The following is a 19,051-nucleotide window of genomic DNA, read 5'->3' on the forward strand; positions in this document are numbered from 1 at the left end:
GTGATGCCGATGGAAATGAATGGCAATGTGCGCGTGTGAAGCGAATTCGTCGTTTTCGACTATGATCTGGCTCCTGATTCGTCGTGGGGTCTCATGACCGCAACCGCCCCTGTCTCGTCACGGCCTGCCTCGCCACCTTCCCGCTTCGATCCGCTGCTGGTCGTGGCGGCGCTCGGCTTCGCCGTCCTCGTGGCCGCCCTGGCCTGGCCGGCGTTCAGGGCCGGGCCGCTGACGACGCCCGGAATGATCCTGCTGGTCACGGTCGCGGCGGTCTCGCTGATCGGCCTGTTCGCCTTCGGCCGCGCCGAGGCCCGGCGCCCGGCGGGAGACGTGGCGGTGGAGATGCTGGAGGCGCTTGGCGAGCCTGCGGTCCTGGTGCGCCCCGGCGGCGAGGTTCTGGCCTTCAACGCCGCCTGGGTCCAGCGCAACGGGGCGACCACCGTCCTGCCCGGCGCCGGCCCGAAGGCGACGGGCGGGGGACAGGCGCTCTACATGGCCTTCGCCCAGGCGAGGCGAGGCGGCGAGGGGCGCGCGGTCGTGCATATCGGCGACCGGGACATCGAGGTTCTGATCGGACAGGCGGGGGAGGGCCGCTTCCTCGTGCGACAGGCGCCGGAAAGCCTGACGGCGCCTCAGGTCTCGATGCGGCCCTCAACGGCGACCGCCGCGTCGACGGCGGCCGAGGGGCGCGCCATGGCCGCCGGCGCCCCGTTCGGTTCGGCCATGATCGAGGGCGATGAGCTCTTCGCCGGACGGGCGCGCGATCCGAATGCGGCCCTGGCCGTCCTGACCGGCCCCAACGCCGCGCGCGACGCCGGGTTCGGCCATCTGTTCGACCCGGCCAGCGTGGCCGCCGCGCGCCGGGCGCTGGAGGCGGGCTCGGCCGGCCCGATCGAGCTGGTCCCCCGCGCCTTCCCGGACCGGATGCTGCACCTCTATGTCGCGCCGGAGGGCGAGGGGCGACGGGTCTGGCTGTTCGATGTCTCCGCCCAGAAAACGATGGAGGTCCAGCTCGGCCAGGCCCAGAAGATGCAGGCCGTGGGTCAGTTGGCCGGGGGCGTGGCGCACGACTTCAACAACCTGCTGACGGCGATCCAGATGCAGTTGTCGGGCCTGCTGGAGCGGCATCCCGTCGGCGATCCGTCGTATGAGGGGCTGAACGAAATCCGCCAGACGGCGATCCGAGCGGCGGACCTGGTGCGCAAGCTGCTGGCCTTCTCGCGCAAGTCGACGGTGCGGCGCGAACGGCTGGACCTGGGCGAACTGGTGTCGGAGTTCACCGTCCTGCTGCGACGCCTGCTGCGCGAGGACGTGCGGCTGGAGGCAGAATACGGGCGCGACCTGCCGGTGGTCCTGGCCGACAAGAGCCAGCTGGAGACGGCGGTGATGAACCTGGCGGTCAACGCGCGCGACGCCATGCGCGGCGTGGTCGAGCCCGGCGCCGGGGTGGTCACCATCCGCACGCAACGGCTGTCGCGCGTCCAGGCCCAGGAGCTGGGCTGGCGTGCGGCGCCGGAAGGCGACGTGGCCCTGATCGAGGTCGCCGACACCGGGCCGGGCGTGCCGCCGCATCTGCTGGACAAGATCTTCGAGCCCTTCTTCACCACCAAGGCGGTGAACGAGGGGACGGGCATGGGGCTGGCGACCGTGTACGGCATCGTCCAGCAGGCCAACGGCCATATCTCGGTGGCCAATGTGGCGGGCGCCGGCGCCGCCTTCCGCATCTTCCTGCCGGCCGCCACGGCCGAGGAACTGGTCGAGGTTGCGCCGGCCCCCGTCAAGGTCAAGGCCGCGCCGCGCGACCTGTCCGGCGCGGGCCGCATCCTGTTCGTCGAGGACGAGAGCGCGGTGCGCATCATCGCCGCCAAATTGCTGCGTCAGCGCGGCTATGAGGTGATCGAGGCCGAGGACGGCGAACAGGCGCTGGAGCTGGCCGAGGAATGGGCGGGTCAGATCGACATGCTGATCTCGGACGTCATCATGCCGGGACTGGACGGGCCGTCGCTGCTGAAGAAGGCGCGGCGGTATCTGGGCGATGCGCCGGTGATGTTCATTTCCGGCTATGCGGAAAGCGATTTCTCGGACCTGCTGCAAGACGAGGTCGGGGTGTCGTTCCTGCCCAAGCCGCTGGACATCAAGACCCTGGCTGAGCGGGTGAAACAGGAACTGCATCGCGCCACCGACGAGACCGGCGTCCCGGCCTGATCATCTGTCGCCGAATTCACTTGCGGCCCGGATCGCGGAGCGATCCAGTGCGGCTCGAATTTCCGAAGCCTACGGAGCCGTCATGAGCCTGGATCGTCGCCGCCTTCTGTTCACCGCCGCCGCCGGCGCCGCCCTGTCGGCCGCCGGCCAGAGCCTGGCCGCGCCCCAGTCCGCCGCTGCGCCCGCCGCGGCGCCCGGCGCCCAGGGCCAGTTGAACGCCCTGATGGACCGCATCTTCCGCGAGATGCTGATGGAATCGCCCGAGGCCCTCACCAGCCTGGGCATGGACAAGGGGCCGATGGCGGCCATGAAAGCCAGGCTCGACGATCGTTCCCAGGCCAAGATCGAGGCCGACAAGGCCGACTTCCGCCAGGCGATGACCGATCTGAACGCGATCAACCGGGCCGAGCTGAGCGGAGCCTCGAGGATTCACTTCGACACGCTGAAATTCTTCGGCGACACGGTCATGACCGGGTACGACTTCCCCTACGGCGGCGGCTTCTTCCCCTCGCCCTACACCGTCAGCCAGTTGGGCGGTTCGTATCAGGGCATACCGGACTTCCTCGACAGCCAGCATGCGATCGAGACCACCGAGGACGCCGAGGCCTATCTGTCGCGTTTGGAGGCGTTCGGCACGGCGCTGGATCAGGAAACCGAGCGGATGAAGGCGGACTTCGCCGCCGGGGCGATCCCGCCTGACTTCATCATCGCCAAGACCCTGACCCAGATGAACGCCCTGATCGACACGCCGGTCGATCAGCTGACCCTGGTGGCCTCGATCACGCGTCGCACGGGCGAGAAGGATCTGGCCGGCGACTGGAAGGGACGCGCCGAAGCAATCGTCAACGCCTCGGTCCTGCCCGCCCTGAACCGGCAGGCGGACGCCTTCAAGGCGGTCCAGCCCCAGGCGACCCATGACGCCGGCGTCTGGCGCCTGCCGAACGGCGCGGCCTTCTACGACTTCGGCATCCGCACCTACACCACCACGACCATGTCGGGCGACGAGATCCACGAGATGGGTCTGGCGCAACTGGCCGAGCTTTCGTCGCGGGCCGACGCCATCCTGAAGGCGCAGGGCATGACCCAGGGCTCCGTCGGCGCCCGGATCGGCGCCCTCGGCAAGGATGCGCGCTTCATCTATCCGAACACCGACGAGGCCAAGGAGGAGCTGCTGCGCGACCTCAACGGTCAGATGGAGGCCATGGCGCGCCGCCTGCCCGACTATTTCGGCCGCATCCCCAAATCGCCGGTGGAGGTTCGCCGCGTGCCCAAGGCCATCGAGGCCGGAGCGCCGGGCGGCTATTACAACTCGCCCGCGCTCGACGGGTCGCGGCCCGGCTACTACTACATCAACCTGCGCGACACGGCCGAATGGCCGAAGTGGACCCTGCCGACCCTGACCTATCACGAGGCGTCGCCGGGGCATCACCACCAGATCGCCCTGCAGCAGGAAAACGACGACGCGCCGATGCTGATGAAGGTGCTCGGCTTCTCGGCCTATTCCGAGGGCTGGGGGCTGTACGCCGAGCAACTGGCCGACGAGATGGGGGTGTACGAGAACGATCCCTGGGGCCAGATCGGCTATCTGCAGTCGATGATGTTCCGGGCCACCCGCCTGGTGGTCGATTCAGGTCTGCATCACAAGCGGTGGAGCCGCGAACAGGCCATCCGCTTCATGGTCGACGCCATCGGCGATCAGGAAAGCTCTGTCACCACCGAGATCGAACGCTACTGCGTCTGGCCCGGCCAGGCCGCCAGTTACAAGGTCGGTCACACCACCATCTCCCAGATCCGCGAGGCGGCGAAGCGGAAGCTCGGGCCGAAGTTCGACATCAAGAGCTTCCACGACACCCTTCTGGGCGTCGGCGGCGTCCCGCTGGAGGTGCTGAAGCAGGTGATGGACGAGTGGGTCGCCGCCCGCGCCTGACCCGGATCACTGACCCTGGATCACCGGCGCGCCGGCCGGGTTGAACGCTTGATGCGGCACGGGGGGCGGCGCACCCCCTTGCCCGGGAGGCCCAAGCCATGATCGATCGCCGCCGACTGCTGTTCACCGCCGCCGCCGTGGCGGCGGTCCCGACACTGGCGCGTCCCTCCCTCTCCCATGCGTCTCTGGCCCATGCGTCTCTGGCCCATGCGTCTCTGAGCCCGGCGTCGCGCTCCGAGGCCGATGCGCGGCTCAACGCCCTGCTCGACGGCTGGTTCGAGGCCGACATCGACGAGAGCCCCGAGCGGGCCACCAACCTGGGGCTGGATCGCGGCGCGCGGGCAGGACTGTCGTCGAAGCTCAGCGAGGCCGGGCCTGACGCCATCCGCAAGGACCGGGAGAAGGCGACCCGCCGCTGGGCCGAGCTCCAGGCGTTCGACCGCACCGGTCTCAGCGAGGCGGGTGAGCTGAACTACGCCATCGCCGCCTTCGGCCGCGAGACCTCGGCGGAGACGGCGCGGTTCGCCTACGGCGCCGGACCGGGGCGGCCGTCGCCCTATGTCGTGACCCAGCTTTCCGGCGCCTATTTCGAGACGCCGGACTTTCTGGACAACCAGCACCGGGTCGAGGACGCGGCGGGCGCCGACGCCTTCCTTGCGCGGCTGGAGGCCTTCGCCGGCGTGCTGGACGGGGAAACGGAAAAGGTGCGCGAGGACGCGGGCCTCGGCGTCATTCCGCCGGACTTCATCATTGACCGCATGCTGCCGCAGGTCCGCACCTTGCGTGACACGAACGCCGCCGACCTGGCCATGGTCAGGTCGCTGGCGCGCAAGGCGGCGGCCCTGAACCTGAGCGGCTATGACGCCCGCGCCGCCGCCATCGTGGACGAGAAGGTCAAGCCGGCGCTCGCGCGTCAGATCGCGGCGCTGGAGGCGATCCGTCCGCAGGCGGTCCACGACGCGGGCGCCTGGCGGCTGCCCGACGGCGAGGCCTTCTACGCCAACGGGCTGAAGTCCAACACGACCACGACCCTGAGCGCCGCCGAGATCCACCGGATGGGCCGGGAGCAGGTGGCCGAGATCAGCGCCGAGATCGACGTCATCCTGAAGGGCCAGGGCTATACCCAGGGCACGGTGGGCGAGCGGGTCCAGGCGCTGAACAAGGACCCGGCGCAGCTGTTCCCCAACACGGACGAGGGCAAGGCGGAGCTGCTGGCCTGGCTGAACGAACAGGTGGCGGCGCTGGAGCCGAAGCTGCCGTCCGTCTTCGGTCGCCTGCCGAAATCCCAGGTCGAGATCCGACGGGTGCCGGTGTCGATCCAGTCGGGCGCGCCGGGCGGCTACTATCAGGGGCCGCCGCTGGATGGATCGCGACCGGGCGCCTACTACATCAACCTGCGCGACTCGGGGAACTGGCCACGCTTCGCCCTGCCCACTCTGACCTATCATGAGGCCTCGCCGGGCCATCACCTGCAGGTGGCGTTGCAACGCGAGTCGGGTGAACTGCCGCAGTGGCGTCGGGCGGGCGGCTTCTCGGCCTATAACGAGGGCTGGGCCCTGTACGCCGAGGCGGTGGCGGCCAACGACCTGGACGCCTATGCGACCGATCCCCTGGGGCGGGTCGGCTTCCTGATGTCCTATCTGTTCCGGGCGGTGCGGCTGGTGGTCGACACCGGCCTGCATTCCGAACGCTGGAGCCGGGAGCGCGCCGTCGAATACATGGCCGCCTCGGGCGCCAAGCCGCTGGATGCGTCAAACAGCGAGATCAACCGCTATACCGTGTGGCCGGGTCAGGCCTGTTCCTACAAGGTCGGCCACACCGTCATCGCCCGCCTGCGCCAGGAGGCCGAGGCGAAGCCCGGCTTTGACCTGCGCGCCTTCCACGACAAGGTGCTGGAGAGCGGCTCCCTGCCGCTGGCGGTGCTCGAGGCGCGGATGAAGGCCTAGGAAACGGCCTGTTGCGCCAGTCGATCCTCCGCCGCGCGGATCGCGGGGTCCTGCGAGGCTGAGGCGATCAGCCAGTCGCGGAAGCGGGCGATCTTGGGCGAACGCCGCCGGTCCGCGGGCCAGGCGATCCAATGGCCACGGCTGAGCTCGACGAGGTCGGAGAAGGGCTGGACCAGCATTCCGGCGGCGATCTCGCGCGCATAGAGGATCGGCGAGGCCAATGCGACGCCCTGCCCGCTAAGAGCCGCCGCAACCTCCAACGCCTGAATGTCGGCTCTCAACCGAACGGCGCGAGGCGTAAGCGCATCCTGCACGCCGCCAGCGGCGAACCAGGCGGCCCACTCCTTGTCATCGCCGATGCGCGGTGCGTCAATCAGACGCGAGGGGTCTGTCAGTTCCAGCGCTTCGGCCAGACTGGGTGTGCAGAGCGGAGTGAAGGCGTCGGGCATCAGTCGCGCTGACTCCAGCCCCGGCCATTCGCCGGAGCCCACGCGAATGCCGATGTCGAAATTCTCCCGTTCCAGGTCCAGAAGCTGGCTGGAGGTATCGACGCGGACCGCCAGTCCGGCGTTGGCCACCTGAAAGGCGCCGAGCCGGGGCGCCAGCCACTGGCTGGCCAGGGTCGCCAGGGAGGTGATCGACAGCACGCCGTCGTCGGCGTCCCGAAGGTCGGTCAGGGCGCGGCGCAACAACTGCATGGCTTCGGTCGCGGCGCGCGCCAGCTGCTCGCCGGGCTCGGTCAGGGCCACCTCGCGGGGGAGGCGCCGGAACAGGGTCAGGCCCAGCCGTTGCTCCAACGCCTTGACCTGCCAGCTGACGGCGGCCTGGGTCATGCCCAGGCTCTCGGCGGCGCGGGTGAAGCTCCTGAGCCGCGCCGCCGCCTCAAAGACGCGCAGCGAGGACAGGGGGACGCTCGCAAGGGGATCAGACATAAGCAAACCTTGTGAGTGATCGCTGCGATCTGGTTTGAGGTCAGGCGCTGTCCAAGTCAATCATGCCCGTGTCGAAACGTCATGAAGAGGAGGTCGACATGGAAGAAGCTCACCGCATTCATAAGGATGTCGCATGGGGGTGGGTCGCCGCCCTCCAGCCTCTGCCGGCGGCCCTGGGGCGGGCGATCAGGGGCGTCCTGCCGCCGCGCGACCGGGTGACCACGCCCTGGAGCCTGAGGGCTTCGCGCGACTGGACGGCCTGATCAGCGCGAAATCCCTTGAGCGAGGATCTGGGTCCGAATGCGATCGCATTCGAACCGATCTCGCTCTATCGCGCCCGGCTGCGCCAGGTGGTCGGCCAGCGATCGGCGCCGACGCCCCAGCACTCGCCCATCACGCTCTCCTCGGCGAGGACGAAGGCGCGGCCGGTCCAGGTCCAGGTCGTGGCGCCGCCGCAGTCGCCGACGCCGCGCCCCTTGGCGAACTGGGTCAGGGCTCCGGTCTCGGGCGAGTATTCCGCATTGATCAGGATATCCTCGGCCTCGCCGGTTCCCGCCAAGGAGAGCAGGCGAGGATCGGCGCCATCGGGCCCCGACAGAAAGTAGCGGACGCCGGTATTGTAGGCGCCGACGTAGCAGGGCAGACCCCAGAGCTCGGTCGAGGCGTTCAGTCGCGCCGACCGGACCTCTCTCTGGATTCCGGGCGAGGCGGCGGTGTCCGCCCGGCAGGCTTTCGCCTCGGCCATGGCTTCGATGCTCGCGGGCAAGGTCTGGCCGCTATCGCCGTACCCGGCCTGGGACACGGCCGGCGCGGCCACGACGCGGGGCAGGGGGGGACCGGCGGGCACGTCCGTGGCCGGTCTCACGCCCTTGCGGACAAGGGCCGTCACGGTGTTCAGCCGTCCCTGACGTTCGTCGATCCACAAAAAGGCCGCCGCGGCGCCGTTGAGATTCATCGTCCGGGTCTCGCCCCCGGCGCTCAGGGTCATGGACCGCCCGGCGACCAGGGCGGCGACGGCGGCGGCCGGTTGGGACAGCACGACGTCCTGATCATCCGCTTGCCACCGCCCGACCGGCAAGCTTCGGCCGTCGATCGAAACCGTGACGGCCCCCTGGCCGAACTCTCCGCTACTCGGCCAGAAGCCGGCCATGACGTCGGGCCTGCCGTCCGGCCCGGGCGGCATGTGGACGCGCACCCAGCCTGTGGCGCCCTCGTCAGCCGCCGGTCCGAAGGCCATGCAGTCATTGCCGTTGTCGCAGACGGCGAACCAGTCGCGGAAGGTCTTCGTCTCGGACGCCATGGCGTCGGATGGGGCGGCGGCCTGGGCGCCGGACTGTGCGGCGGGCGCTCCCGGCTCGGCCGATGTCCCGGTTCCGCCTTTCGCCGTGCCGGCCTCGGGTCCGCAGGACGCCAGCGCGAACAGGCAGGTCAGAAGGGCCGACTTCACGGTTCGGCGTGGCGTGAGCTGCATCATGTGAGACGTCTTCCGATCCGTTCGCCCAGTCTGGCGCCGGGTCCGGCGTCGATACTGTGCCGGGGCCTGTCGGCCCGCAAGGGCGGCGGTCTATGGCTCCTCGCGTCGCGCATCGTGCTCGGCCAGCAGGCGGGTCATCAGTTCGACGTCGATCAGGGTCGGAATCTCGCAGAAGGCGAGGATCCATCGCTGGACCAGGGCGGCCTCGATGTCGTCGTCCACAGTCGGGTCCCCGGCGCCACGCTTACTGGATCGCCCAACGCCTCGGGCAGGGCGGAAGTTCGGGCGCTGGCCGGTGACAATTTTCGGGCAGGCTTAACGCGGCACGTCTGACCCTTTGCGAACCGCGGTCGGCCTCGCTATACCGCCCGCAACTCAAACTTCCCCAAACGTCAGAGGCGGACAAACGCATGGCCAAGATCAAGGTCGCCAACCCCATCGTGGACATCGACGGCGACGAGATGACCCGGATCATCTGGCAGATGATCAAGGACAAGCTGGTCTTCCCGTTCCTGGACCTTGAGCTGGACTACTACGACCTGGGCATGGAGCACCGCGACGCCACCGACGACCAGGTGACGATCGATGCGGCCAAGGCCATCCAGAAGCACGGCGTCGGCGTGAAATGCGCCACCATCACCCCGGACGAGGCCCGGGTGGCCGAGTTCGGCCTGAAGAAGATGTGGAAGTCGCCGAACGGCACCATCCGCAACATCCTGGGCGGCGTGGTCTTCCGTGAGCCGATCATCTGCTCGAACGTGCCGCGTCTGGTGCCGGGCTGGACCCAGCCGATCGTCGTGGGGCGTCACGCCTTCGGCGACCAGTACAAGGCCACCGACTTCCTGATGCCGGGCGCCGGCACCCTGACGATCAAGTTCGTCGGCGAAGACGGCCAGGTGATCGAACACGAGGTGTTCAAGTCGCCGGGCGCCGGCATCGCCATGGGCATGTACAATCTGGACGACTCGATCCGCGACTTCGCCCACGCCTCGTTCGCCTACGGCCTGGCGCGCAACTATCCGGTCTATCTGTCGACCAAGAACACGATCCTGAAAGCCTATGACGGCCGCTTCAAGGACATCTTCCAGGAGGTGTTCGACGCCGACTACGCCGCCGAGTTCAAGGCGCGCGGTCTGACCTATGAGCACCGCCTGATCGACGACATGGTGGCCGCGGCCATCAAGTGGTCGGGCGGCTTCGTCTGGGCCTGCAAGAACTATGACGGCGACGTGCAGTCGGACGTCGTGGCCCAGGGCTTCGGTTCGCTGGGTCTGATGACCTCGGTGCTGATGACGCCGGACGGCAAGGTGCTGGAGACCGAGGCCGCCCACGGCACCGTGACCCGCCACTATCGCCAGCATCAGAAGGGCGAGGCCACCTCGACCAACTCGATCGCCTCGATCTTCGCCTGGACGCGCGGCTTCAAGCACCGCGCCAAGCTGGACGGCAACGATCAGCTGGGCGTGTTCGCCGACACCCTGGAGAAGGTCGTCGTCGACACTGTCGAGGCCGGCTTCATGACCAAGGATCTGGCGCTGCTGGTCGGCGATCAGCAGGGCTGGCTGTCGACCGAGGGCTTCATCGACAAGGTGGCCGAGAACCTGCGCGCCGCCCTGCCCGACGTCGGCTGACGAAGGTCTTCGGGCGTGACAGCGCCCCGGAAACAGAACGCCCGCCGGATCGCTCCGGCGGGCGTTTTTCATTCGTGCGGTCATCGGTCTTGCGGGGCGCGGATTTCGGAATAGCCTCAGCCGGACCAGCGACAGGGATGCCCCCGTTTGACGACTTCTGCTCCAGAGCCCGAGACCGATCCGGTCTGGCGGCGCGCCCAGGCGGCGCGAGAGGCCGAGCGGCGTCGGCCGTCGGTCAAGCGGCTGATCCTGCGGCTGGCCACGACCGCGATCGTCGCGGCGGTCCTGGCGTTCGTGGCGGCGCCGTTCGCGGCCTTCTACGGCGTCCGGGCGGCGGGTCAGGCGGGCGACGTCGAGGGGCTGGCGCAACTGGTGGACTATGGCGATCTGCGCGCCGCCCTGAGGTCGCAGCTGTCGGCCCGGCCCGCGCCCCAGACGCCGCCGCCCTCGATCCTGGAGGACCCGATCGGCGCCATCCGCCGCCAGTTCGACCAGGCGACCCAGCCGCCGCCGCCCGCCGGCCCGGATGTGGAGGCCTATCTGGCGCCGGCGGCGCTGGAGGCGCTGACGCGCGGCGCAGGAAGAACCGCCGCGTCCGGCGCGACGGTCGAGGGCGATCCCTGGCCGCGCCCGCGCTACTGGGGCGTCAATCGCGCGCGTATGGCCGTGCCGACCCCCGACGGAGGCGGCGAGACCCTGTTTACCTTCGAGCGGCGCGGGCCCTATCGCTGGGTGCTGGTGCATGTCGGCCTGCCGGCGCGCGCCCCGATATCGGCGGGTGAACCTTGACCGCCGCCGCGCATTGAAAGCCGAGGCGTGCCAGACTGGCGCGGGGGCAGGGAGTTTCCATGGGTAAGTTGTTGAAGGGCCTTTTGGTCCTGGCCGTTCTGGCGTTCGTCGGGGCCTATTTCGGGTCGCCGGTCGTGGCGGTCCAGTCGCTGATCAAGGCGGCCGAGGCGGGGGACGCCGAGGCGCTGGAGCGCAAGGTCGATTTCCCGGCCCTGCGTCAGAGCCTGAAGGACGAAATGGCCGGTCGGTTCGCCGATGAACTGCGCGAAAAGGCGGGCGGTCTGGGCGCGGGTCTGGGCGGGCTGGGTCTGGCCCTGGCGCCGAGCCTGGCGGACAGCGCCGTGGACGCCCTGGTCACGCCCCGCGTCGTCGCCGAGGTGGTGCGCACTGGGCAAAGGCCAGAGACGCGGGATGTGGCCCGCGACGCCGTGCGCGGCGGGGACGCCGAGCCCAGGCCGACCGACGACCGGCTGCACCGCGCCTACGGCTATCGCGACCTGAATACCTTCGTCATCAAGCTGAGCCGCGAGGACCGGCCGGAGCAGCCCCTGCGCCTGCTGATGACGCGCCACGGCCTGTTCGACTGGAAGCTGTCGGGCGTGGAGTTCCCGTGATCCTCCCCCATTGGGGGAGGTGGCGCGGCGCCCTTCGCGCCGTGACGGAGGGGGCCTGATCCAGACGCCACGTCTGGGGTGAGCCCCCTCCACCGCTTCGCGGTCCCCCTCCCCCCATGGGGGAGGATATTCACTTCGCCTTCTGCGCCGCGATCCAGGCGTCCATGCGCTGGTCCAGAAGGGCCAGGGGCAGGGGGCCGTCGACCAGAAGGGCGTCGTGGAAGTCGCGGACCTCGAAGCGGTCGCCCAGGGCCTGCTGGGCGCGGGTGCGGATTTCGCGCAGTCGGATCTCGCCGATCTTGTAGGCCAGGGCCTGGCCGGGCCAGCCGATGTAGCGTTGCAGTTCGGTCTCGATGTTGTGCGGCGACAGGGCCGAGTTCTCGGTGAAGCAGGCGCGGGCCTGTTCGGTGGTCCAGCCCATCCAGTGCATGCCGGTGTCGGCCACCAGACGACAGGCGCGCCACATCTCGTAGGACAGGCGGCCGAAGCGTTCTTCCGGGGTGCGGTAGAAGTTCATCTCCTCGCCGAGGAATTCGGCATAGAGGCCCCAGCCCTCGGTGAAGGCGGTGACGTCGACGTTGCGGCGGAAATAGGGGCCCTGGGCGGCCTCCTGCTGCAGGGCGATCTGCAGATGGTGACCGGGCACAGCCTCGTGCAGGGTCAGGGCCGGCAGTTCGTACAGGGGCCGCTGGTCCAGCTTGCCCGTGTTGACGATATAGCCGCCGGGCACGCCCTCGGTCAGGGAGCCGCCGTTGTAGCGGCCGGTGGTGTAGGTGTCTTCGATGTCCAGCGGCACGGGCCGGACGTTGTAGGGCAGGCGCGGCAGGGTGCGGAACAGGGCCGGCAGGCCGCCGTCGGCCCGCTTGGACATCTCCGACGCCTTCTCGATCATGTCCTCGCGCGAGGTGGCGTAGAAGCGCGGATCGGTGCGCAGGTGGTTCAGGAAGCCGGCGAAGTCGCCGGTCCAGCCCGAGGCCTTCATCTCCACATCCATGCGCGCGCGGATGCGGGCGACCTCTTGCTGGCCGATCTCGTGGATCTGGTCCGGCGTCAGGTCGGTGGTGGTGTAGGAGCGGGCCTGGAAGGCGTAGTAGTCCTTGCCGCCGGGCCGTGAGCCGATGCCGACCGTCGGCAGGGCGGCGGGCAGATAGTCGTTCTGGATGAAGGTCAGCCAGGCCTGGCGGCGCGGGACGATCCGGTCGGCGACGATGGCGGCCGCGCGGGCCCGCAGCGCCGCCTGGTCCGCCGCCGAAATCGAGCCCGGCAGCTGGGCGAAGGGCTTGAGCAGCGGGTCGGTCTCGGCCGTGAAGGCGACCTCGTTGCGCAGCGAGACCAGCAGGCTCTCGACCACGGATTTCGGCTGGGTGAAGCCGGTCTCCAGCCCGCGCCGGGCGTTGGCGAGCCCGACGTCGTACAGCGTCGCCAGGCCTTCCAGCCGGGCCAGCCAGGCGTCGGCGTCGGCGCGGCTGGAGATGCGGGTGACGCTGGCCAGATAGTTGGCCATCTGGCCGATCCCGCCCTCGGAATCGAAGGCCAGGCGGCCGCTGTCATGGCTGATGGCCTCGATTGAGCGGTTCAGCACCCAGATCAGGAAGTCGCGGTTCAGCCGGTCCTCGGACGACAGGCGATCGACAGAGATGGCCTCCGCGCGCGCCTTGAACGCCTCCAGCGGGGCCTTGCGCGCGACCTCGGCCTCGCGGCTGATGTCGGGCAGTTTCGACTTGGCGGCCTGATCCCCCTCCATCCCGGCGGAGATGGGATCGTTGGCCTTGAGGAAGGCCTCATAGTCGCTCAGCAGGGCGGCCAGGGGGGCGCTGGGGGCGACGTCCGCTGGGGGCGTCTGCGCCGGGGCGGCGGCCTGGGCCAGGGCCGGCACGGCGGCCGAGCCGAGCAGGGCGACGGCCAGGACGGCGGCAACGGATGCGTGTGTGCGGATCATGCGGATTCCCCCGAAAACGAGACGGCGCGCATGGGGCGGCGCCGCGAGGGCCGCGTCAATGGCCGCCGGTCCGATTCCTGACGAGGCGCAGAAGTAGCGAAACGGAATGTCGATCCGTCCTAGGGTCTCTCCAGTAGGAGGACGACGATGACGACCAACTGGTTCGACGCGGGCGGGGCGGACTACGCCGCCTTTCGACCCGACTATCCTCTGGAACTGGTCGACGCCCTGTCCGACCTGGCCCCGCGCCGTCGGCTGGCGATCGATATGGGATGCGGGGCCGGTCAACTGACCGCCGCCCTCGCCGAACGATTCGACGCGGTGATCGGGGTCGATCCCAGCGCCGACCAGATCGCTCACGCCCGGCCGCATCCGGGCGTCCGGTATGTCGTCGCTCCGGCCGAAGCGACGGGGCTGGCGCCCGGACAGGCGGACCTGATCACCGCCGCACAGGCGGCGCACTGGTTCGATCTGGAACCCTTTTATGACGAGGCGCGGCGGCTTGCGGCCCCGGGAGCGCTGCTGGCGCTGATCACCTATGGGGCGCCGGTGCTTGAGCCGGACCTGGGGGCGCGCTTCAACCGGTTCTATGCGGATGAGATCGGCCCCTACTGGCCGGCCGAGCGACGTCTGGTGGACAGCGGTTACGTCGATCTGGGGTTTCCGTTCGAGGAACTGACCCCGCCCGAGACGGCGATCCGCCGCGACTGGGCTCTGGGCGACCTGCTCGGTTATGTCGGCACCTGGTCGGCCGCGCGGCGCGCGCGGGAGGCGGGGCGGGCAGAGGTGCTCGAAGCCTTCGCTCGCGATCTGGCCGGGCTGTGGGGCGAACCAGGGCTGCGCCGACTCGTGGTCTGGCCGGTGCGGATGCGATTGGGGCGGCTTTAGAGAAAAGAAAACGCCGGGCTCGATCCGAGCCCGGCGCATCCTTTCGGCCAGACTGAAAGCCTACTGGCCGCCGGCGGCAGGCGCTTCGGCCGAGCGGACCTCGACCGGGAGGCCGAGGGCGTCGAGTTGCGGCTTGACCACCGAGGCGTCGCCGACCACCACCCAGACGAACCGGTTGGGATCGACGGCCGCGCGGGCGGCGGCGTCCAGCTGTTGCGCGGTCAGGCTGTTGATCCGGCCGGCCAGGGTCTCCTGATAGTCGTCCGGACGGCCGTAGAGGGCGTTGGACTGCAGGGCGCCGAGCACGGCCCCGGAGGTTTCATAGCTGCCCGACAGCGCCCGCGTCTGGCCCTGGACCGTCCGTTCGCGCTCGGTGGCGGTGACGCCTTCGGCGCCGAGGAAGCGGGTGTACTGGTCGATCAGGGCCTGGATCGATTCCCCGGTCCGGTTGGCCTGGACCGGGGCGTTGATGACGTAGGGCATGCGGTGCTGATAGGCGCTGATGTTGCCCCGCACGCCATAGGACCAGCCCTTGGTCTCGCGCAGGTCGGCGTTGATCCGCGACAGGAAGTCCGTGCCCAGGACCACATTGGCGGTGCTGAGCGCCAGATAGTCGTCCGTGCCCGAGACTGGCAGAACCTGACCGGCGTAGATCAGCGACTGCGGCGACTGGGGCCGGTCGATCAGGACGATCCGGGCCGTGGTCTGGGGCAAGTCCGCCGAGAAGGTCTTGGTCCCCCTGGGCGTCGACGGCGCGCGCCAGTCGCCGAAGGCGGCCTCCAGCTTCGGCGTCAGTTCCGACAGCGGCAGGTCCGACACCACGAACAGCCGGGCGTTGTCCGGACGGATCCAGCGCGCGTGTTCGGCGACCAGATCGTCGCGGGTCAGGGCGCGGATGACGGCCTCGTCGCCCGAGCCCGAGCCCGGACGGCCGTAGGGCGAGCCTTCGCCATAGATCAGCGGCGGCAGGGCGCGTCCGGCCAGGGCGGCCGGCTGGGTGCGCTCATTAGCCAGGCCCGCCAGACGCTGGGCGCGCAGGCGTTCGATCTCCGCCGGGGCGAAGGCCGGATTGCGCAGCACGTCCGACAGAAGGGTGAGGGACGGCTCCAGATTGACGGTGAGCGCCGACAGGGTGGCGGTGGTGGTGTCCATCGATGACCCGACGTTGACGCCGGCGCCCAGGCGTTCGCGCGCCTCGGCCAGGGCGTTGGAGTCGCGCGTGGTGGTGCCTTCCTCCATCAGGGTGGTCATCAGGGTATGGGCGCCCAGCTTGTCGGCGCGGTCGGCGGCGACCCCGGCGTCAAAGGCCAGGCTGACGCGCGTCACCGGCACGGTGGTCGAGCGGGCGTAGATGACCGGCACGCCGTTCGACAGGGTGGCGCGCTCAACCGCGGGGAAGTCGACATTGTCGACCGTGCCGATGGCCGGGGCGGGATCCCGCTCAACGCGCTGGATCGGGGCGGCCGGAACCGGGGTGGCGCCCGACGGGGCGGCGGCGGCGTCGGCATAGGCCTCACGCTGGCCGGGCCGGACGATCTGGCTGTAGACCGGGCGGGTCAGCCATTTCCGCATGGCCGCCTGGACCTGGGCCGGGGTGACGGCGGCATAGGCCGCCAGTTCCTTTTTGTAGTGGTCCGGATCGCCCGCGTAGAGTTGGCCCTCGGCCAGGACCGAGGCCTTGCCGTTCGAGGTCTCCAGACCCTGGATGCGGCGCGACGCCATCTGGGTGACGACGCGGTTGATCTCGTCCTGGGTCGGGCCGTTGGCCAGCAGGTCGGCGAACACGGCGTCCATCCGGGCCACGACGGCCGCCTCGTCGGCGCCCGGCTTCACCGTCGCCGAATAGCTGAACATGCCCAGACGGTGGAACGACTGGTTGCCGGCCGAGGCGTTGGACGCCGTCTGGTCACCGCGCACCAGCGCATTGTCGAGACGCGAGCTGGCCAGGCCGCCGAGGATCGAGGCGCCGACGCTGAGCGGCACGGCGTCCGCATCCAGCATTCCGGGCACGGCCCAGGTGCGGCTGATGCGGGTCTGGGCCACACGGTCATGCAGCACCTCCTCGACCGGCGCCGCCAGGGTCGGGACGTCCGCCTGCGCGGGCGTGTTCACCGGGCCGCGGGCGATGGCGCCGAAATACTTCTGGACCAGGGGACGCGCCGTCGCCTCGTCGATGTCGCCCGACAGCACCAGCACGGCGTTGTTGGGGCCGTAGTTCTCGCGGAACCAGTCACGCACCGTCTCCATCGAGGCGGCGTCCAGGTCGGCCATCGAGCCGATGGTGGAGTGGCGGTACGGATGACCTTCGGGGAACAGGGCCGCGAGGGTGGCGTAATAGGTCAGCCCATACGGCTGGTTGTCGCCCTGGCGCTTCTCGTTCTGGACGACGCCGCGCTGGAGATCGAGCACCTCCTGGCTGACCTGGCCGAGCAGATAGCCCATCCGGTCGCTTTCCAGATACAGGGTGTAGTCCAGCGCCGGGGTCGGGACGGTCTGGAAATAGTTGGTGCGGTCGAACCAGGTCGTGCCGTTCAGGCCGGTGGCGCCGGCGGCCCGCATGGTCTGGATGTGGCTGGACGGCGAGTTCTCCGACCCGCCGAACATCAGGTGCTCGAACAGGTGGGCGAAGCCGGTCGAGCCCTTGGGCTCGTCCTTGGAGCCGACGTTGTACCAGACCGACACCGCCACGACCGGCGCCTTGCGGTCCTCGTGCACGATCACGGTCAGGCCGTTGTCCAGCTGGAAGCGCGACCAGGGGATATTGACCCGCGACACCAGCTCCGAGGGCGGCGCGCCGCGCAGGGTCTCATCCAGCGTGGCGGTGGCCGCGACCGCCGCGTGGGCGTGCGCCGGCAGAACCGGCAGGGTGGGCGCGATAAGGGCGGCAAGGGCGATGGCGGGTACGACGCGGCGCATGGGCGGATCCTGAACTGTGACCAAAGGCGGGCGAACCTTAGAGGCGTCTGCGTCCGGGACAAGCCCGGACAGGGCGGCGATCTTGTCGCGGCGCGACGAGCGCCTTGACCGCCGATGCGGCTTTCCGGATCGTCGGCGTCCGGAGGACGACGATGAATCTGCGACTGACGATCCCGGCGGCGGGTCTGGCCGCCGCCCTGGCGATGGCGTGTGGCGCGGCGGAGGCGCGAGCGGCCGACGACGTCGCGGGCCGGGTCGACGCAATCTTCGCCCGCTGGACCGCTGCCGGATCGCCGGGGTGCGCCGTGGCGGTGGAGAAGGACGGCCGCCCGGCGTTCAGCCGCGCCTACGGCCTGGCTGAACTGGAGCACGGTGCGCCGGCGACCACGGCCACCGTCTATGAGGCCGGGTCCGTCTCCAAGCAGTTCGTGGCGGCGTCGATCATCCTGTTGTCGCTGGACGGAAGGCTGTCGCTGGACGACGACGTGCGGCGGTTCATTCCCGAACTGCCGGACTATGGCGCGCCCATCACCCTGCGGATGATGATGACCCATACCAGCGGCCTGAGGGACTGGGGCGCCGTCGCCGCCCTGGAGGGCTGGCCGCGCGGTCGTCGGGCGATGGACAATCAGGACGTGCTGGACGTCGTGGCGCGTCAGACGGCGCTGAATCATCCGCCCGGCGCGGGGATCATCTATTCGAACTCCAACTACAATCTGATGGCCCTGATCATCGAGCGGGTCTCGGGCCTGACGCTGGCCGAGTTCACCCGCCAGCGGCTGTTTGAACCCCTGGGGATGGAGCGGACGCGCTGGCGTGACGATTTCACCGCCGTCGTCCCCGGCCGGGCGACGGCCTATGGCCGGACGGCGGAAGGATGGCGACAGGAGATGCCGTTCGAGAACGCGCACGGCAACGGCGGGCTGCTGACGACCGTCGGCGATCTGATGCTGTGGAGCCGCGCGCTGGACGACGGTCGTCTGGGCGAGGACTTCATGCGTGAGCTGACGCGGCCAGGCGTCCTGAACGACGGCCGCGCTGTGGGATATGCGTCCGGTCTGTTCGTCTATGGCGGCGACGGAAGCCCGGTGCGCCGGGAACTGTCCCATTCGGGATCGACGGGCGGCTACCGGGCCTGGCTGGGACGCTATCTGGATGACGGGCTGGCCGTGGCCCTGCTGTGCAACGCCGCGGATGCGCCCCCGACCGACCTGGCGCGTCGCGTCGCCGATCTGTTCCTGCCGCCGGACGCGGATTTGCCGACGACGGTGCAGCCGGTCGTCGGCGCGGCCCCGGAGGTCCTGACGCCGGGCCTGTTCGCGGGCGACCTGTGGGGCGAGCCCTTGCAACTGGCGACCGATGACGCCGGCGCCCGGATCGAGGGCCTGGGCGGGCTGACGCCGATCGGCGGCGGGGTCTGGAAACTGGGCAATGTCGAGATCGTCTTTGACGGCCCCGACCGGTTTGAACGGCGAAATCCGCTGGGGGATCGTCTCGCCTACCGCCGCGTCGAGGCCGCGACGATGGCGGCCGACGGCTGGGGCGAACTGACCGGCCGCTGGTGGAGCGACGAGGCCCGGAGCGAGATCGAGATCCGTCCGGTCGCGGGCGGCGCCGAACTCCGCCTGCCGCACCAGCCGCCGATGAGGCTGCGTCCGGCCCAGAAGGACGTCTTCACCTTCGGCCTGGGCCATGTCGCCTTCGATCGCGACGCGGCCGGGCGGGCGGCGACGATGCGGGTCAGCATCGAACGCGCCCGCAACGTCGCCTACCGACGGCTGGACTGAGGT

General features: G+C 69.7%; 14 protein-coding genes. 9 read left to right on the forward strand and 5 right to left on the reverse strand.

Annotated features, from left to right (window positions below; genetic code table 11):
- Window positions 1-93: 93 nt before the first annotated feature.
- The 3 genes from cckA to ACO2Q1_RS00555 all read left to right on the forward strand — a co-directional run bounded on the left by cckA (window position 94) and on the right by ACO2Q1_RS00555 (window position 6,078).
- A complete protein-coding gene (gene cckA / locus ACO2Q1_RS00545; RefSeq protein ID WP_423327590.1) occupies window positions 94-2,205 on the forward strand; it encodes a cell cycle histidine kinase CckA in 2,112 nt (703 codons plus the stop codon).
- Between the two features lie 82 nt (window positions 2,206-2,287).
- A complete protein-coding gene (locus tag ACO2Q1_RS00550; RefSeq protein WP_423327591.1) occupies window positions 2,288-4,132 on the forward strand; it encodes a DUF885 domain-containing protein in 1,845 nt (614 codons plus the stop codon).
- 98 nt (window positions 4,133-4,230) lie between these two features.
- Complete coding sequence (locus tag ACO2Q1_RS00555) at window positions 4,231-6,078, forward strand: DUF885 domain-containing protein (RefSeq protein ID WP_423327592.1); 1,848 nt, start codon at window positions 4,231-4,233, stop codon at window positions 6,076-6,078.
- On the opposite strand, the gene ACO2Q1_RS00560 is transcribed toward ACO2Q1_RS00555, so the two are convergent.
- The gene (locus ACO2Q1_RS00560) at window positions 6,075-7,010 is read right to left on the reverse strand and encodes a LysR substrate-binding domain-containing protein (RefSeq protein ID WP_423327593.1); all 936 of its coding nucleotides are present in this window, start codon (window positions 7,008-7,010) and stop codon (window positions 6,075-6,077) included. The two genes, ACO2Q1_RS00555 and ACO2Q1_RS00560, sit on opposite strands and share 4 nt — an antisense overlap.
- Before the next feature lie 98 nt (window positions 7,011-7,108).
- Between ACO2Q1_RS00560 and ACO2Q1_RS00565 the strand changes: the two genes are divergently transcribed.
- A complete protein-coding gene (locus ACO2Q1_RS00565) occupies window positions 7,109-7,273 on the forward strand; it encodes a hypothetical protein (RefSeq protein ID WP_423327594.1) in 165 nt (54 codons plus the stop codon).
- Window positions 7,274-7,338: 65 nt separating this feature from the next.
- Here ACO2Q1_RS00565 and ACO2Q1_RS00570 read toward each other — a convergent pair whose 3' ends face one another.
- Entirely contained in the window at window positions 7,339-8,484 is a 1,146-nt protein-coding gene (locus ACO2Q1_RS00570; RefSeq protein ID WP_423327595.1) for a DUF1176 domain-containing protein, read from the reverse strand.
- 90 nt (window positions 8,485-8,574) lie between these two features.
- Window positions 8,575-8,706 (reverse strand): hypothetical protein, encoded by a 132-nt coding sequence (locus tag ACO2Q1_RS00575; RefSeq protein WP_423327596.1) that lies wholly within the window; start codon window positions 8,704-8,706, stop codon window positions 8,575-8,577.
- 188 nt (window positions 8,707-8,894) lie between these two features.
- Here ACO2Q1_RS00575 and ACO2Q1_RS00580 point away from each other — a divergent pair, with 188 nt between their 5' ends.
- The 3 genes from ACO2Q1_RS00580 to ACO2Q1_RS00590 all read left to right on the forward strand — a co-directional run bounded on the left by ACO2Q1_RS00580 (window position 8,895) and on the right by ACO2Q1_RS00590 (window position 11,518).
- Window positions 8,895-10,115: an NADP-dependent isocitrate dehydrogenase gene (locus ACO2Q1_RS00580; RefSeq protein ID WP_423327597.1), complete on the forward strand. Its 1,221-nt coding sequence runs from the start codon at window positions 8,895-8,897 to the stop codon at window positions 10,113-10,115.
- A 147-nt stretch (window positions 10,116-10,262) separates the two neighbouring features.
- A complete protein-coding gene (locus ACO2Q1_RS00585; protein WP_423327598.1) occupies window positions 10,263-10,904 on the forward strand; it encodes a DUF2939 domain-containing protein in 642 nt (213 codons plus the stop codon).
- Between the two features lie 59 nt (window positions 10,905-10,963).
- Window positions 10,964-11,518 (forward strand): DUF2939 domain-containing protein, encoded by a 555-nt coding sequence (locus ACO2Q1_RS00590; RefSeq protein WP_423327599.1) that lies wholly within the window; start codon window positions 10,964-10,966, stop codon window positions 11,516-11,518.
- A 130-nt stretch (window positions 11,519-11,648) separates the two neighbouring features.
- Here the strand turns inward: ACO2Q1_RS00590 and ACO2Q1_RS00595 are convergent, their stop codons facing one another.
- Complete coding sequence (locus ACO2Q1_RS00595) at window positions 11,649-13,457, reverse strand: DUF885 domain-containing protein (protein WP_423327600.1); 1,809 nt, start codon at window positions 13,455-13,457, stop codon at window positions 11,649-11,651.
- Window positions 13,458-13,604: 147 nt separating this feature from the next.
- On the opposite strand from ACO2Q1_RS00595, the gene ACO2Q1_RS00600 reads away from it, so the two are divergent.
- Window positions 13,605-14,345, forward strand: coding sequence for a class I SAM-dependent methyltransferase (locus ACO2Q1_RS00600; protein WP_423327601.1), 741 nt, complete (start codon window positions 13,605-13,607; stop codon window positions 14,343-14,345).
- Window positions 14,346-14,405: 60 nt separating this feature from the next.
- On the opposite strand, the gene ACO2Q1_RS00605 is transcribed toward ACO2Q1_RS00600, so the two are convergent.
- Window positions 14,406-17,261, reverse strand: a complete 2,856-nt coding sequence (locus tag ACO2Q1_RS00605; protein WP_423327602.1) for a M16 family metallopeptidase — start codon at window positions 17,259-17,261, stop codon at window positions 14,406-14,408.
- A gap of 152 nt (window positions 17,262-17,413) precedes the next feature.
- Between ACO2Q1_RS00605 and ACO2Q1_RS00610 the strand changes: the two genes are divergently transcribed.
- A complete protein-coding gene (locus ACO2Q1_RS00610) occupies window positions 17,414-19,048 on the forward strand; it encodes a serine hydrolase domain-containing protein (protein WP_423327603.1) in 1,635 nt (544 codons plus the stop codon).
- The last annotated feature ends 3 nt before the right edge of the window (window positions 19,049-19,051 follow it).

The organism is Brevundimonas sp. VNH65 (assembly GCF_049445955.1).
Taxonomy (GTDB): domain Bacteria; phylum Pseudomonadota; class Alphaproteobacteria; order Caulobacterales; family Caulobacteraceae; genus Brevundimonas.